This window comes from Variovorax sp. BGA-UO-ETr-C22, assembly GCF_059567965.1.
The window spans coordinates 774,376-789,040 of record NZ_JCAQPA010000011.1; the positions used below are offsets into that span (position 1 = coordinate 774,376).

Below are 14,665 nucleotides of genomic sequence, written 5' to 3' on the forward strand. Positions count from 1 at the left end.
AGTCGCGGAGGAATGGCCAATGAAAATGCAAAAAACTGATTCGATGCGCTGCGCGACGGCGCTTCGCTGCCTACCCGTGCGGACGCGTGCGATGGCACTTGCGAGAGGCGTGGCGCACTTCTTTCATGCCTTGCGCGGCGTCCTCTTTCTGGCACTGACCTCGCTCCTGATCGGCACGCAGGCCACGGCTGCAGAGTTCTGTCTATGGAAGAGCGGGACCTACGGGGGCATCGCTGTCACCACGGAGGGCGGATGCGGGGTGGAGGACAAGTTCGCATGGGGTACTTATCTCCGGCTGGGAAAGCCCAACGTGCGGGAGGCATGCACGTTCAACTTTTCTGTGCCGGTGAAGAACGTGAGCGTTCGAACTTACCTGCTCAACTGCAACCCAGCAGATGGGTGCGAGAAGATGGTGGTGTCCGTCAACGGAAATCACTATCCGTTCACTGCGGCGGAGATCACGACGCCTGCCCCCGGTCCAGCGACCGCACAGATGGGTAGCCTTGCGCCGGTAAAAATCGATGCAGACGGCAATCTTGAGGGGGCGACAGCCAGTTCTGGAGCCTCTGCATGGGCCTATGTTTCGGGAACATCCGTGTCTTCCGTCACGCTCTCGAACGAGCCAAGCTACGGTCAGCCGAATGGGTCGGACAACGTGGTGTGCTTCGTGGCGCCAGACCCCCAGTTGGCGCTCAAGAAGGAAGCCAGCGCAGCCCCATGGGTCGTGGGCCAGCCCGCCAGCTACACACTCACGCTGACGAGCACGAATGGCGTCGAGACCACTGGCGATGCGCTGGTGGAGGACAGAGTGCCGCCTTCGCTGACCATCGGCGAGCTTCCTCCGTGGTGCAGCCGAATAGGCCAGAACATCGGTTGCCTGGTGCCTGCAGGGCTCACATCGTCCGTGTCCTTCGTCATTCCGGTGACGCCCCTGCCTTCCGCCGTGCCCGAGGTGACCAACACGGCCACGGCATTGGACGGAGGAGACCGCAATTGCAACACCAAGGGGGCGTGCACGAGCACGGTGACCACGCCGGTGGCCCCTGCGTCTCCGCCCGTCATCACCTCGACCAAGACGGTCAGCGCCAGCCCGCTGGTGGTGGGGGCGCCCAACCAGTTCTACTCTGTGCTCGTTACCGTGGCCAACGGTACGACCGCGGTGCCGATCTCGGTGATGGACACCTTGCCGCCGGGTGTCACCCTGCGCGGGGCCCCGACATTGGTGGCGGGAACCACCACCGGCGTGCTGAGTGGTTGCCCGACCTCGGGATCGAACACGACCAACTGCAGCGTGGCGGCGGGCATCGCGCCCGGCACCTTCGAAATACGGATTCCTGTGAACGTCGCCGCATCGGCGGTGGGCCCCAACGGCGGCACGAACACGGTGAACCTCAGCGGCGGTGGCGACGCCGCCTGCACGACGGCGCCAGGACAGGCGTGCGATGCGACCACGCCGCCCACGCGCGTGGTGCCACAGGCGACGCTGAAGCTCGAAAAGATGGCCGATGCGTCGGAGTTTCTTGTCGGCCTGCCGGCCAGCTACACGCTGAAACTGAGCAGCACCAATGCCGGGATGACGACGGCGAACACTGTCATCACCGACACCTTCCCGGTCTCCTTGACGATCGGCACGCTGCCTTCGGGGTGCAGCAGGGCCGGGCAGGTCGTGACGTGCACGGTGCCTGCGGGCATGGCAACGTCCGCGTCGTTCGTCATCCCGGTGACGCCTCTGGCGGCTGCGATGCCGCGCGTGATCAACGCGGCAACGGCCGTGGGGGGCGGGGACCCCGCGTGCAACGGTGTCGGTCCATGCGCGAGCACGACAATCACACTGGTTGCTGGGACGCGCATCCGGGGATTCAAGTATTCGAGGCCCCACCCATTGATTGTCGGGGCGCCGGGGCAGCTCTACGTGGTCGACGTCGTTGTGGATTTTGCAGCGACCACAGCGCCGCTCGTGCTCGAAGACGTCTTGCCCAAGGGCATCACACTGGCTGGACCGCCCGTGCTGGTCGCGATCAATACCACGGGTGTCCTGAGCGGTTGTTCCCCCGCCGGCTCCGTGGTCGTCCGCTGCAGCGTGGCTGCGGGTGTCATGCCCGGTAGCTTCTCTGTCGAGATTCCTGTGCACGTCGACGCCACGGCCGTCGGGCCGCTGGGTGGTACGAACTCCATCAACCTGAGCGGTGGTGGGGATCCGCTTTGCACCACCTTGCCGAACGAAGCGCTCTGCGATGACTCGACGGGGCCGGTCGCGGTCCTCCTGGGGGACCCGAAACTTCGCATCGCCAAGGAAGTGATCAGCGGTTCCGGCACCCATCGCTTCGACTTTGCGCTGTCGGGCCTGAGCGTGGCCCGCGACACCATCACGGTCAGCGCGCCGGGCCGGGGTATCGGTGCGCAGACGATCACCGGCAAGGTGGGCGTGCCGGTCACCATCACCGAAACGTCGCCTGCCGGCTGGCCCGTGAACCCGGTGAGCGCCAGCTGCCGCGACCTGAAGGACGTCATCGCGCCGTCGCCCATTCGCGGGGTGTCGGGTTCGAGCCCGGCCGCAGCGGCCGCGTCGGCGCCGCCGGTGGTGCTGGCCGGCAATGTGCTGAAGATTCCTGCCGAGTGGATGGTGGCCGGTGCGGACCTTGAATGCATCTTCGTCAACAGCGATGCGCATGCCATCACCGGCCGCGTCTTCAGCGACAACGGCAGCGGCGCGGGCGTGCCGAACGACGGCGTGGCCAACGGCGGCGAAGCGGGGCTCGTGGGCGTGCAGATGCGGCTCACCAACTGTGCGGCGGGGGTGTGGTCCACGGCGGTGACCGACGGCTCGGGCCGTTACCGCCTGGAGGTGCCGTCGCAGCCTTCGTCGCCATCCGATGGCGATCCGCTGTGCGTCGAAGAGGTGACGCCGAAGGGCCATCTGTCCACGGGTGCGTCGGTCGGCGCCACGCCGCTGCCTTCCGGCACGGGCGTGGCCGTGGGCGGGCGGGCCTACACCTACACGCGCACCGCCGCGGGGGCGCCGGACCACATCGCCTTTGCATGGAACGAAGCCCGGGCCGGCGAGCTGAACTTCGGTGACGTGGCCCTCAACCGCTTCGGCGCCGACAGCGCCCGCAACGGCTCGCCCGGCAGCAGCGTGAGCCACGCGCACACTTTCGTGGCGCAGACCGGCGGAACGGTGAGCTTCGGCGTGGCCGGTGCGGAGGCCACGCCGCCGATCGACGGCTGGAGCGCCAGGATCTTCGACGACCCGGGCTGCACCGGCGCCTTGCAGGCCGGCGCCGCGGTGCTCTATCCGCCGTCGGTGCCCAGGCCCGTAATGACGGGGCAGAACCTGTGCGTGGTGGTGCAGGAGTTCATTCCGGCCGGCGCGCTCGCCGGCTACAACGACAAGCGCTCGGTGCAGGCGAGCTTCGTGTTCACGAACGCATCGCCTGCGTTGAGCGCGAGCTACCTCGTGCTCGACACCACGACCGTGTCGAGCACGGCGCTGGAGCTCAAGAAGGAAGTGCGCAACCTGACGAAGAACGGCGATTTCGGGCTCAACAACGAAGCCAAGTCGGGCGAGACGCTCGAGTACCGCATCACCTACACCAACAACGGCGCAACGCCGATCAGCGGCCTGACGGTGAGCGACGTCACGCCGGTCTACACCAGCTTCGTCGCCTCGCAGGAAGGCGCGACCCCGGCGACGCTGACCGCATGCACGAAGCGCACGCCGGCCAATGCATTGCCTGCGCCGGCCGTGGCGTGCGCGGCCACGCAAGCGCCAGGCGGAACGGGGCCATTGGACTGGAAGTTCACCGGGCAACTCGCGCCTGGCGGCACGGGCAGCGTGCGGTTCAGGGTGACAGTGAACTGAGGGCTTGCGCGTCAGCAGGCGCGCAAGCTGCTGCTGCTATCAGCAGCGTCCCTTCTTCGCCTGGCCGGGCGGGCAGTGGCCGCCGCCGCGGTGGTCGTCGTCATGGTCGTAGCGGTCGTGGTCGCGGTCATGACGGCGGTGATGGCGGTCTTCGCGGCGTTCCTCACGGCGCTCGGCGCGGCGCCAGTCGCCTTCGCGCCAGCGCCAGCCGCCGTCGGCGCGCACCCAGCCGCCCGGGGCGTAGGCGTAGTCGGGGCGGGCCGCCACGTAGTAGCCGGGGCGCCATGCGTAGGCGCGGTCGTTCCACTGCCAATGGCCGGGCACCCAGACCTGGCCGCTGCGCGGCCGTGGCGCGGGTTCATAGCGTGGTGCAGGCGGCGCGACCTGGATCAGGCCGGGCACGTTGATGTTGACGGACACCTGCGCCACGGCGGGCAAGGTGGCGGCGGCCACGGCGGCGGCCAGAAGAATTCTTGTGAGTTTCATCGTGATGCCCTTGATGGTTGTTATTTGTGAATGACTGAAGCTCAAACAACGCCTGAGCGGCGCGTCGCGTGCACGGGTTTGCCCGGAGCAGGGCAGCACAAGCCGTTAACAAAGAGGGAGTTTTGCACGCAGGGCGGGGCCCGCGTGTCGGACAGGCCCGCGAGCGGGCAGGCGGCGGCCGATGTGTGGCGCCAAAGCAAAAGGGCCGCAAAGCGAAAAGGCCCGTTACCTTGTGGGTAACGGGCCTTCAGCAAATGGTGGCTCCTCGACCTGGGCTCGAACCAGGGACCTACGGATTAACAGTCCGGCGCTCTACCAACTGAGCTATCGAGGAACAAGCCTTCAATTATATTCAATGGAATCGCCGTTCTGAACGGCGACCCTCAATTTTTGCCAATCGAAGTGCGTGGGGCGATTTCTTTCCATCGCTTGGCACACGTCTTCGTTCGAAGGTCGTCTCACAAATGAAAAGGCCCGCTACCTTGTGAGTAGCGGGCCTTCCAGAGGCCTTGCGGCTTTGTGATGGCTCCTCGACCTGGGCTCGAACCAGGGACCTACGGATTAACAGTCCGGCGCTCTACCAACTGAGCTATCGAGGAACAAGCCTTAGATTATAGCGTGATTTTTGGGGCTTCCAAAACAACGCGGCGCCCGCGCAACGAATTCGTGGCAACGACACCGCGAAGACGAAGACGGAGCGCCCCGCTCATGTCGTCACATCGCGATGCTCACGCCCAGGCGCAGCGTGCGCGGCGCGCCCGGGAACAGGTAGACGTGGCTGAACTGGTAGGGCGATTCCTTCCAGTAGCGGCGATCGAACAGGTTGTCGACGGCCAGCGTCCAGCTCGTGGCCATGCCGGCCAGCTTGGTGTCGTAGCGCAGCACTGCATCCAGGCGCGTCCACAACGGCAGCCGGATCGAGCCGTCGGGCAGCACGTTGCGGCGGCCTTCGTACGACAGCTGTCCCGCGAGTTCGAGGCCCGGCACCGACGCGAAGCGGTAGCCGGCCTGTGCGCGCAGCACCTGCTTGGGCACGTTGGTGGGCGCCTGTCCGTTGAGCTCGGGCGCGGTCGTGCTGCCGCGCCGCTTGGCGTCGATGAGCGCCAGGCTGCCGCCCAGGCGCCACGGGCCGCCGGTCCATTGCGCGCCGGCCTCGAGGCCGCGATGCACCGCGCGGCCGTCGTTGCGCACCGTGCAGGACTCGCCGCACAGGTCGAGGTTGGTCATCGGGCGCGAGATGTCGAACCACGCGAGCTGCCAGTTGAACGCCGCGTCGCCGCCCTTCAGGCCCAGTTCCCACTGGCGCGACTGCAGCGCGGGCAGCGCCTCGCCTGCGTTCGCGTACTGCGAGCTCTTGTTGGGCACGACCTGCGATTCGACGCCCTTGCCCCAGCTCGCATAAGCGAGCAGCCCGGGCTGGATCGTGTAGCTGGCCGCGATCCACGGTGTGGTGATGCTGTCGCTGTAGCCGGTGGGGCGCGAGCCGTCGGTGCGGATGCTGTCGCGCGACAGCCGCGTGTGCCGCGCGCCGATCCAGGTCGTGAAGCGGTCGTTCCAGCGGATCGCGTCCTGCACCGACAGCTCGGTCGAGCGCTCGTTGCGGTTGGTGTTGGCGTCGGTCAGGCGCGGGTCGGCCGGCGTCATCGCGGTGGCCCAGATGTTGCCGGTGCCGACGTAGTTGTAGGCCTGGTCCTGGAAGCGGTTGCGCACGCGGCTTTGCAGCAGGCCGAAGCCCAGCTCGTGGCGCACGCTGCCCGTCATCACGTTGCCCTTGAGGTTGAGGCTGCCCGCGGTCTGCGTGCGGCGCTCGTTCTCGCTGCGGAAGTCGTACACGTCGAAGGTGCCATCGGAGCAGTAGCGGTCGTAGTTGCCTTCGGCACCGCAACCGAAGGCGTAGGCCAGCCGGTCGTCGGTCTTCAGGCGCTGCTGGCCGATCTGCGCGCTCCAGCGCCAGTCGGCATTCAGTGCCTGGCTGAAGCGCACCGTGCCGGTCAACGCCTTGAACACCGAGGGCTGCGACCACGGCTGGTTGTTGAGGTTGATGCGCGGATCGACCGGCGCGGGCAGCACGCTGCCCAGCAGGCTGTAGCCGTTCTGGCTCGGCTGTGTCTTGCGGCTTTGCTCGATCTCGAATTCGAGCACCGAGTCGCGCGTGATGCGCCAGTCGGCCGCGAGCGAGAACAGGTTGCGGTTGCCGTCGAGGTTGTGCGTGAGCGGTTTGAGTTTTTCGCCGGCCACGTTGAGCCGGTAGCCGAACTGGCGGTTCTCGCCGAAGCGCCCGCCGAGGTCGAGCGCGCTGAGCACGCTGCCGCGGCTCGTGGTTTCGAGGCGGATGGTGCGCAGCTCCTGCTCGGTCGGGCGCTTGACCACGTAGTTGACGAGCCCGCCCGGCGCGCTGGTGCCGGCCTGGATGCCGCTGGTGCCACGCAGGATCTCGATGCGCTCCTTGTTGTCCAGAGGGATCGCCGTCTCGGCGCTGATCGGCAGGCCTTCGCGACGGTAGTTGAAGCGGTTGTCGAGCACGAAGCCGCGCACCGTGAGGTAGTCCCAGTAGCCGGCCGAGTTGTAGGCGTCGGTGACCGAGGCGTCGAACTGCGTCAGGTCGGCGAGGCGGCGTGCGCCGCTGCTGCGCAACTGCTGGCTGTCGATCACGGTGGCCGACAGCGGCAGCTCGCGCAGCGGCACGTCGCCGAAGCCGCTGATTTCGGCCTGCGGCGCGGCGGCGCCGTCGTTCACGGTGACTTCGGGCAAGGCCTGCGATTGCGATTGCGATTGCGCATGCGCGCCACAAGCACCGAAAGCGAGGAGGGCGGCGGCAAGCGCGCGCGAAAGCGGGGAGTGCGAGAAAAGTCGAGCGTTCATTCTGTGCGTTCAGGGGAACCGGGGGCGGCGTGCATCGCCGTCATCCATTGCGCGGCCGTGGCCTCGGGGTCGTCGGCGGCGACCAGCGCGCGCACCACGGCGACCGAGCCGACGCCGGTGGCGAGCACTTCGGGCAGCCGCACGGCATCGACGCCGCCGATGCCCACTTGCGGGTAGCCGCGCAGCAGGCGCGCGTAAGCCGCGAGCCGTGCCACGCCCTGCGGCGCGGTCGCCATCTTCTTGAGCGTGGTCGGGTAGATGGCGCCCATCGCGATGTAGCTCGGGCTCACCGCGTCGGCGCGCACCATCTCGGCATAGCCATGGGTGCTCACGCCGAGCCGCAGGCCCGAGGCGCGCAGCTGCTGCAGTTCATCGGGCGACAGCGCGTCGAGGTCTTCCTGTCCGAGGTGGATGCCATAGGCGCCCGCCGCGATGGCGACCTGCCAGTGGTCGTTGATGAACAGCAGCGCATTGGTGCCGCGCACGGCCTCGACGGCGGCCTGCACTTCGCGCGCGACGGCCTCGGCGTCGTCGGACTTGAAGCGCAGCTGCACCGTCGGCACGCCGGCGCGCGCCATGCGGCCGACCCACGCTGCGTCGGGCAGCACGGCGTAGAGGCCGAGCCGTTCGGGGCAGGGCGGAAAGGCGTCGGCGCGCGCGGTCGGCGGAAACGGGCCCATGCCGAAATCGACCGGCGCATCGGGCCATGCCGACGCGTCGAACCGGCCGAGCCGTTCGGTCTGCGCGCGCCACGCATGGGCGAGGCATTCGGCGTCGATCTCGATGAAGCCGAGCGCGGTGCAGGCCTGCTTGGCGCCGCGGTAGATGGCGTCGTCAGACGTAAAGCGCGGCGCGCCGCTCACGGCCGTGGACGTGGCGGCGCCGAAGCGCAGGCCGTGGGCCGCGACGATGGCTTGTGCCACGGCGCGGGCGTTGGATGTGTCGATGGCGTTCATGGTGCGTGGTGCCAGAAGGGTGTGCCGAGCACGGGCGTGCTGGGCTGCGCGGCGTCCTGCGCGGCCATCGCACCGGCGCGGTAGGCGGCGCGGCCGGCCTGCACCGCATCGGCGAACGCGCCGGCCATGGCGACCGGCTCCTGTGCGAGCGCGACGGCGGTGTTGAGCAGCACGCCGTCGTAGCCCCACTCCATCACCTGGCACGCATGCGAGGGCAGGCCGAGGCCCGCGTCGACCAGCATCGGCACCTGCAGCCGCTCGCGCAGCAGGCGCAGCGCATACGGATTGACCGGCCCGCGTCCGGTGCCGATGGGCGCGGCCCAGGGCATCACGGCCTGGCAGCCGACATCGACGAGGCGCTGGCACAGCACCAGGTCTTCGGTGCAGTACGGCAGCACGTGGAAGCCGTCGCGGATCAGCTGCGACGCCGCGTCGACGAGGTTCAGCGTGTCGGGCTGCAACGTGTAGTCGTCGCCGATGAGCTCGAGCTTGATCCACGGCGTGTCGAACAGCTCGCGCGCCATCTGCGCGGTGGCGATCACTTCCTGCACGCTGTGGCAGCCGGCGGTGTTGGGCAGCACCGGCACGGCCAGCTTGCGAAGCAGCTCCCAGAAGCCGTTGCCGAGGTCGCTGTTGCCGGAGCCCTGGCTGGCGGTCTGGCGGCGCAGCGAGGCGGTCAGCATCGCGGGCTTCGCGCGCTGCACAGCCGCTTCGAGCACGTCGGGCGACGGGTAGCGCGCGGTGCCCAGCAGCAGGCGGCTGTGGAAGGTCTGGCCGTAGAGGACCAGCGGGTCGGGATTGGTCATGGTCTTTGTCTCCATCGTCTTGTCTCTGGTGCGTTCGTTCAGCCGCCGGTCACCGGGCGGATCACCTCGACGCGGTCGTCGGCGTGCAGCGGGTGCGTGGTATAGGCCGAGCGCGGCACGAACTCGCGGTTCACCGCCACCGCGAAAGGCGGCACGGCCTGCAGCACGGCCAGCGCGTCGGCGAGCAGCGCGCCCTCGGGCAGCGTGCAGGGCTTGTCGTTGATCAGGATGTTCATCATCGATGTTGTTGTCATGCGTCGGGCACGTCCATGCCGAAGCCGCGTGCGAGCGTGGAGCGGCCGTGCGTCAGCAGTTCCATTGCCGCGTCGAGCAGGGCAGGCGCGATCATGAAACCGTGGCGGTACAGGCCGTTGATCTGCAGCACGCGCGGCTGCGGCTGGCGAATGGCGGGAAGGTTGTCGGGCAGCGTGGGCCGGCATTGCGTCGCGATCTCGACGATGCGCGCTTCGGCAAAACCGCTGTGCACCGCGTAGGCCGCGCTCAGCAGTTCGAGCGTGGAGCGCACGCTGGCGGGCGACAGGTCGTCCGACTCGATCTCGGTCGCGCCGATCACGAACAGGTGGTCGGGCTTGGGCGCGATGTACAGCGGGTAGCGCGGATGCACGAGGCGCGTGGGGCGCTGCAGCGTGACCTCGGGCGCATGCACCCGGATCACCTCGCCGCGCACGCCGCGCAGCGCGTTCCATTGCGGCTTGGCGCCGAGGCCGCGGCAGTCGATCACCCAGTCGGGCTGGCCCGCCGTGCCGGGCGAAAAGTCGGAAGGCGCACGCGGCGACTGCCAGTGCAGCGTCACATGCGCATCGGCTTCGAGCGTGGCGCGCAGCGACGCCAGCAGCGCGCGGTTGTCGAGCTGGCCTTCGCCCGGCAGGTACAGGCCGCGCGCGAAGCGCGTGCCCAGCGAGGGCTCCAGCGCGGCGATGGCGGCGGGCGTGTCGAGCGCTTGCATCGGCGCCAGCTCGGGCACCTGCGCGCCGGTGCGCGCCAGCACGCCCGCGAGCCGCGTGGCCTCGGCGGCGTCCTGCCGGTGCCACAGCACCAACGTGCCTTCGCGCTGGAAGAACACGGGCTGCGCCAGCGGCGCCAGCAGCGCGGGCCAGCGCGACAGCGCGTGCTGGCCCATACGCACGACCGACACCGGCGCCACGGCCGATTCGGCCAGCGGCGCGAGCATGGCCGCGGCCACGCGCGCGGCTGCGCCTTCGGCTTCGGGGCTGCCGGCTTCGTACAGGTCGACGCGGCAGCCGGCGCGCGCCAGCTCGACCGCGAGCAGGCGGCCCATCAGGCCCGCGCCGAGGATCGCCGCCGAGCCGAAAGGCAGGGGATGCACTGCGCTCATGCGGCGCCTCCGTCGGCTCGCCGATAATTTTCGACATGACCCAAGCACCCACCCAGCGCTACGCACGCGTGCTCTCCATCGCCGGCTCGGACAGCGGCGGCGGCGCCGGCATCCAGGCCGACCTCAAGACCTTCGCGGCCCTCGGCTGCTACGGCATGACGGCCATCACCGCGCTCACCGCGCAGAACACGGTGGGCGTCTCGGGCATCCACGGCGTGCCGCCCGACTTCCTGAAGGCGCAGATCCAGGCGGTGGTGGAAGACATCGGCGTCGATGCCGTCAAGCTCGGCATGCTGCACGCGCCCGAGGTGGTCGAGGTGGTGGCCTGGGCCATCGACCGCTACCAGCTGAAGAACGTGGTGCTCGACCCCGTGATGATCGCCACCAGTGGCGACCGCCTGATCGCAGCCGAAACCGTGCAGGTGCTGGTGCGCGAGCTGTTCCCGCGCGCCGTGGTGGTCACGCCCAACCTCGACGAAGCTGCCTTGCTGGTCGGCCATGCCATCGGCGGCATCGACGCGCTCGACGGCGCGGCCGACGAACTGCTCGCGCTCGGTGCCAAGGCCGTGCTGCTCAAGGGCGGCCACCTGCCGGGCGACGAGGTGGTCGACGTGCTGCTGGAGCGCAGCGGCGCGCGCAAGCGGCTCGCGTCGCAACGCATCGCCAGCCGCAACCTGCACGGCACCGGCTGCACGCTCTCGTCGGCCATCGCCGCGCACCTGGCATTGGGCCTGGCGCTGCCCGAGGCGGTCGAGCGCGCACGCGCGTACATCCTCGGCGCGATGAGCGCCGGTGCGGATGTGCTGGTCGGCGCGGGCCACGGTCCGCTCAACCACGGCTTTGCGCCAGTGCCGACCCACCGCTTGCCGCTGTCGGCCGGCTGAGCCAGGCCAGCACGAAGGTCGCCGCCAGCGTCGGCAGCGCCGATCCGAACTGCGGCGCCCATTTGGCCAGCGCGTGGTAGGCCGCGATGCCCGCGAGCCAGATCAGCGCCGCGCCCCAGTCGATGGTGCGCGTGCCGCTTGCCGACACGGCGCTTCCGCTGCCCAGCCGCCCGAGGATCACGCCGTACAGCGGAACGAACACCGAACTCAGCAGCAGCAGGAAGGGTTCGAGCGTGTGCATCGGCAGCACCAGCGCCAGGCCGATGCACAGCACCGCCAGCAGCAGGCCCCAGCGCTTCACGCTCCAGCGCGGCAGCAGGCTGTGCGTGGACACCGAGCCCGAGTACACGTCGCCATAGGCGTTGTCGAGTTCGTCGATGAGGATCAGGCCCAGCGCCACCAGGCCGCCCTGCGCCAGCAGCAGCGCCGTGACGAGGCTGGTGCCCGGCTCGGCCACGCTCACCACCATCACGCCCAGTGCGTAGCACCAGATGTTGGCGAGCGCGTAGCCGATCCAGGTGCCGCTGAACGCGCTGCCCAAACCACCGGCGGCACTGCGCTTGCCGTGGCGCGCGTAGTCGGCCACCAGCGGCAGCCACGACACCGGCATCGCGATCACCAGGTCGAGCGCGCTGAACATGCCCATGCTGCCGTTGCCCGGCCGGGCCCAGAAGGCGTCCAGGCCCTTGGCGTGCAGCCGCGTCGCGAACTGCCAGCTGAGCCACAGCAGCGACAGCACCACCAGCGGTAGGCCGAAGCGGCTCACGAAGCGGCGCACCAGCTTCACCATCGAGCCGGCCAGCAGCGCCAGCAGCACCGCGCCCCACAGCAGCGTGGTCAGCACGCCGCCCCAGGTTGTGCCCAGCGCGGCGCCGAAGGCCTGCTGCCCGATGGCCTGCGTGCCCTCGCGCATGATCACGAGTTCGAAGGTGGTCCAGCCCACCAGCTGCACGATGTTGAGCAGCACCGGCAGCCGCGCGAAGGCGCTGCCGTAGGTGGCGTGCATCAGGCCGGCGCTGGCCAGCCCGGTTTCGCAGCCCAGCCGCGCGGTCCAGGCCAACAGCCCGGCGCCGAGCAGCGAGCCGAGCACGATGGCCAGCGCCGCGTCGCGTGTGCCCACGGCCGGCACCAGGTAGGCGCCGATCTGCATCACCAGCAGCCCGACGCCGAGGCTGAACCACAGCGAGGCGTGGTCGTGCCAGCCGAAGACGCGCCGGGAGGCGGGCAGGGGCGTGAGCGCTTCGTTGCCGGGCGAAGCGGAACTGTCGTTGTCGTTGTGTGCCATCCGTTTGCTCCAGTGCAAAAGGTTTGGCAGGTGGGCGAGGCTCCAGTGGCGTGGCCGTCACGCGAGACAACGCGACAGGCCACCGGACCAGCTTCCCTGCGCGAGGATTACCTCAGTCAGGTTCAAAGGGACTTTCTCAGCCACACCGGTCGAAACCGGCGCAGCACCCCTAGCGAAATGTCATTTTAGGCGCGTGTGTCGCAGACGCACCGAAAAGTTCCTGCGCACGGAAGAATCCGGCCACAGCGGGCCTTGCACCCGCCGCACCGATGGCGTGCCGGGGCCGAGGGCCTATTCCTCGTGCTTTCCCGCGCCCTCGGCGGAAAAATTCTCGACCACCGATTCGAGCCACCGGCCGACGATTGCCATCTCTTCGTCGCTGAAACCCTGGGTCAGCCGTGCGTTCAACGCGCCGAGCCCGGCCTTTGCACGCTGTCCCGCAAGCCGTCCTTCCTCGGTCTGGTACAGGCGGAATGCGCGTCCGTCGTTCGGGTCTTGCGCGCGGGTCAGGTAGCCGGCTTTTTCGAGCCGGGCGGCAAGGCCGGACATGGCCGGTGCGCCGATGTTCAGTGCCTGCGCGACTTCTCCCGTCAGGGCGCCATCGTTGGTCGACAGGAAAAACATCGTGCCGGCCTGGGCTGCCGACAGCGCGGGCAGGGCGTCGCCGCGGGTTTCTTTCCAGCGCTGCACCGCCCGCTGGGCGACGTTCAGAAGAAACACCAGCCTGTATTTTTTTTGAGCTTTCATCGGATTCCTGTGGCCTGGGCGAAGGCGCGGCAGGTTACATCTTATCCGTATTTATTTCGTACGCGAAGCATATACTTCGCGTGCGAATTAAATGCCATCCCTCTCGCACGGTGCGAGAGGGCAACCAGGAGAACCTATGACCGAATACGTGACCGTCGAATCCACCCAGGGTGTCCTGACCCTCACGCTGGCCAGGCCGGAGAAGATGAACGCACTGACCAATGCGATGTATGGCCGTCTGGCCGATGCCATCGCAGGCGCCGAGAGCGACCCGTCCGTCCGGGCCATCGTGATGCGAGGCGAAGGTGGCATGTTCACCTCGGGCAACGACCTGGGCGAATTTGCTGCCGTGGCTGCCGGGAAGGCCGGCAACGAAGAGCGCCATGTCGCCCGCTTCCTGCGTGCGTTGGCGAGTTCGACGCGACCGGTGATTGCGGCGGTCAACGGACGCGCAGTCGGCGTGGGGACCACCTTGCTGTTGCACTGCGACTTCGTCGTGCTGGCTGAGGATGCGCTGCTGTCCACGCCGTTCGTCAACCTGGCGCTGGTTCCCGAAGCGGCGTCGAGCCTGCTGCTACCTGCCCGCATCGGCCACGTTCGTGCCTACGAGATGTTTGCGCTGGGCCTGCCGGTGTCCGCTGCGCAGGCCTTGGCCTGGGGCATCGCGAACCGGGTCGTTCCTGTGTCGGACCTGCACGGCGAGGCGCAGAAGGTTGCCGAGCTGCTCGCCAGCCGTGCCGCGGGCTCGTTGAAGCTGACGAAGGGCCTGATGAAGCAGGGCGCGGCCGTTGCAGCCCAGATGGACCTCGAAGGCGCGCAGTTCGTGGAGCGCCTCCAGAGTCCCGAAGCGCGCGAAGCCTTCACGGCGTTCGCCGAGAAGCGGGCCCCTGACTTCTCAAAGACTGCGGCGTAGCGGCAAGCGGGTCGGTCGTCGTCCAGATGTCGGCCGACCCGTGATGCGCCGGTCCGCGGGCCCCCGGCCCGGGTGAGAATCTCCGCCACGAGGGCGCCTTCGAATGCCCTGGAGGCTCCCCGCACATGACAGACGACCGCAAGCACCCGGAACCACCGGCCTCATCGCCCGCACCCCACGCGCGGCTGCGGCGCTTCCGGGTCGACGTCGGCACCATCATCTGTGCGGTCGCGCTGCTGCAGTCGCTGCTGCTGGTGGCCTTCGGCTACTGGGGCGCGGAGAAGCTGGTGTCGAAAGTGGGCGAGTCGGCGCACAAGGTCAACCATGACCGGGTTGAAGACAACATCCTCGCCTTCCTGGCCAAGACCGAGGGCCTGGTGCGCGCCATCGCCCACACGCCCGACCTGCATCCGGCGGGGCACGACGGCGAGCAGACCGCCGAGCTGCTCTGGGCCGCGCTGGAACAGACACCCGAAATCGACAGCATCGGCGTGGGCAGCGACGACG

Annotated in this window: 11 protein-coding genes, 2 tRNA genes and 1 riboswitch; of the genes, 3 read left to right on the forward strand and 10 right to left on the reverse strand. The window is 68.6% G+C overall.

Going from position 1 to position 14,665, the window contains the following annotated elements:
• The first annotated feature begins 19 nt into the window (after nt 1-19).
• The gene (locus tag AC57B8_RS23525) at nt 20-3,862 is read left to right on the forward strand and encodes a prealbumin-like fold domain-containing protein (RefSeq protein WP_496480911.1); all 3,843 of its coding nucleotides are present in this window, start codon (nt 20-22) and stop codon (nt 3,860-3,862) included.
• Between the two features lie 39 nt (nt 3,863-3,901).
• Here the strand turns inward: AC57B8_RS23525 and AC57B8_RS23530 are convergent, their stop codons facing one another.
• The 8 genes from AC57B8_RS23530 to AC57B8_RS23565 all read right to left on the reverse strand — a co-directional run bounded on the left by AC57B8_RS23530 (nt 3,902) and on the right by AC57B8_RS23565 (nt 10,329).
• Complete coding sequence (locus tag AC57B8_RS23530) at nt 3,902-4,348, reverse strand: hypothetical protein (protein WP_390343608.1); 447 nt, start codon at nt 4,346-4,348, stop codon at nt 3,902-3,904.
• 258 nt (nt 4,349-4,606) lie between these two features.
• A tRNA-Asn gene (locus AC57B8_RS23535) sits at nt 4,607-4,682 on the reverse strand.
• Between the two features lie 189 nt (nt 4,683-4,871).
• Nucleotides 4,872-4,947, reverse strand: a tRNA-Asn gene (locus AC57B8_RS23540).
• Nucleotides 4,948-5,062: 115 nt separating this feature from the next.
• On the reverse strand, nt 5,063-7,210 hold the full coding sequence (locus AC57B8_RS23545; RefSeq protein ID WP_496480912.1) for a TonB-dependent siderophore receptor: 2,148 nt from the start codon (nt 7,208-7,210) through the stop codon (nt 5,063-5,065).
• The gene (thiE, locus tag AC57B8_RS23550) at nt 7,207-8,166 is read right to left on the reverse strand and encodes a thiamine phosphate synthase (protein WP_496480913.1); all 960 of its coding nucleotides are present in this window, start codon (nt 8,164-8,166) and stop codon (nt 7,207-7,209) included. Before thiE ends, AC57B8_RS23545 begins: the two co-directional genes overlap by 4 nt.
• Nucleotides 8,163-8,972: a thiazole synthase gene (locus AC57B8_RS23555; RefSeq protein WP_447787643.1), complete on the reverse strand. Its 810-nt coding sequence runs from the start codon at nt 8,970-8,972 to the stop codon at nt 8,163-8,165. Before AC57B8_RS23555 ends, thiE begins: the two co-directional genes overlap by 4 nt.
• Nucleotides 8,973-9,010: 38 nt before the next feature.
• Nucleotides 9,011-9,208 (reverse strand): sulfur carrier protein ThiS, encoded by a 198-nt coding sequence (thiS, locus tag AC57B8_RS23560; protein ID WP_496482237.1) that lies wholly within the window; start codon nt 9,206-9,208, stop codon nt 9,011-9,013.
• A gap of 14 nt (nt 9,209-9,222) precedes the next feature.
• A complete protein-coding gene (locus tag AC57B8_RS23565; RefSeq protein WP_496480914.1) occupies nt 9,223-10,329 on the reverse strand; it encodes an FAD-dependent oxidoreductase in 1,107 nt (368 codons plus the stop codon).
• Between the two features lie 35 nt (nt 10,330-10,364).
• On the opposite strand from AC57B8_RS23565, the gene thiD reads away from it, so the two are divergent.
• Nucleotides 10,365-11,213, forward strand: a complete 849-nt coding sequence (gene thiD, locus AC57B8_RS23570; protein WP_159271631.1) for a bifunctional hydroxymethylpyrimidine kinase/phosphomethylpyrimidine kinase — start codon at nt 10,365-10,367, stop codon at nt 11,211-11,213.
• Here thiD and AC57B8_RS23575 read toward each other — a convergent pair.
• Nucleotides 11,158-12,498, reverse strand: a complete 1,341-nt coding sequence (locus AC57B8_RS23575) for a purine-cytosine permease family protein (protein WP_496480915.1) — start codon at nt 12,496-12,498, stop codon at nt 11,158-11,160. The two genes, thiD and AC57B8_RS23575, sit on opposite strands and share 56 nt — an antisense overlap.
• A 76-nt stretch (nt 12,499-12,574) precedes the next feature.
• Nucleotides 12,575-12,679: riboswitch (TPP riboswitch) on the reverse strand.
• 110 nt (nt 12,680-12,789) lie between these two features.
• Nucleotides 12,790-13,245, reverse strand: a complete 456-nt coding sequence (locus AC57B8_RS23580; protein WP_062472473.1) for a MarR family winged helix-turn-helix transcriptional regulator — start codon at nt 13,243-13,245, stop codon at nt 12,790-12,792.
• Nucleotides 13,246-13,381: 136 nt separating this feature from the next.
• Between AC57B8_RS23580 and AC57B8_RS23585 the strand changes: the two genes are divergently transcribed.
• Complete coding sequence (locus AC57B8_RS23585) at nt 13,382-14,158, forward strand: enoyl-CoA hydratase (RefSeq protein ID WP_062472475.1); 777 nt, start codon at nt 13,382-13,384, stop codon at nt 14,156-14,158.
• Nucleotides 14,159-14,665 lie beyond the last annotated feature (507 nt).

Bases quoted from the DNA above. Each gene is read 5' to 3' on its own strand.
- AC57B8_RS23525 (WP_496480911.1), top strand. From the start codon at position 20: ATGAAAATGCAAAAAACTGATTCGATGCGCTGCGCGACGGCGCTTCGC.
- AC57B8_RS23530 (WP_390343608.1), bottom strand. From the start codon at position 4,348: ATGAAACTCACAAGAATTCTTCTGGCCGCCGCCGTGGCCGCCGCCACC.
- AC57B8_RS23545 (WP_496480912.1), bottom strand. From the start codon at position 7,210: ATGAACGCTCGACTTTTCTCGCACTCCCCGCTTTCGCGCGCGCTTGCC.
- thiE (WP_496480913.1), bottom strand. From the start codon at position 8,166: ATGAACGCCATCGACACATCCAACGCCCGCGCCGTGGCACAAGCCATC.
- AC57B8_RS23555 (WP_447787643.1), bottom strand. From the start codon at position 8,972: ATGACCAATCCCGACCCGCTGGTCCTCTACGGCCAGACCTTCCACAGC.
- thiS (WP_496482237.1), bottom strand. From the start codon at position 9,208: ATGAACATCCTGATCAACGACAAGCCCTGCACGCTGCCCGAGGGCGCG.
- AC57B8_RS23565 (WP_496480914.1), bottom strand. From the start codon at position 10,329: ATGAGCGCAGTGCATCCCCTGCCTTTCGGCTCGGCGGCGATCCTCGGC.
- thiD (WP_159271631.1), top strand. From the start codon at position 10,365: ATGACCCAAGCACCCACCCAGCGCTACGCACGCGTGCTCTCCATCGCC.
- AC57B8_RS23575 (WP_496480915.1), bottom strand. From the start codon at position 12,498: ATGGCACACAACGACAACGACAGTTCCGCTTCGCCCGGCAACGAAGCG.
- AC57B8_RS23580 (WP_062472473.1), bottom strand. From the start codon at position 13,245: ATGAAAGCTCAAAAAAAATACAGGCTGGTGTTTCTTCTGAACGTCGCC.
- AC57B8_RS23585 (WP_062472475.1), top strand. From the start codon at position 13,382: ATGACCGAATACGTGACCGTCGAATCCACCCAGGGTGTCCTGACCCTC.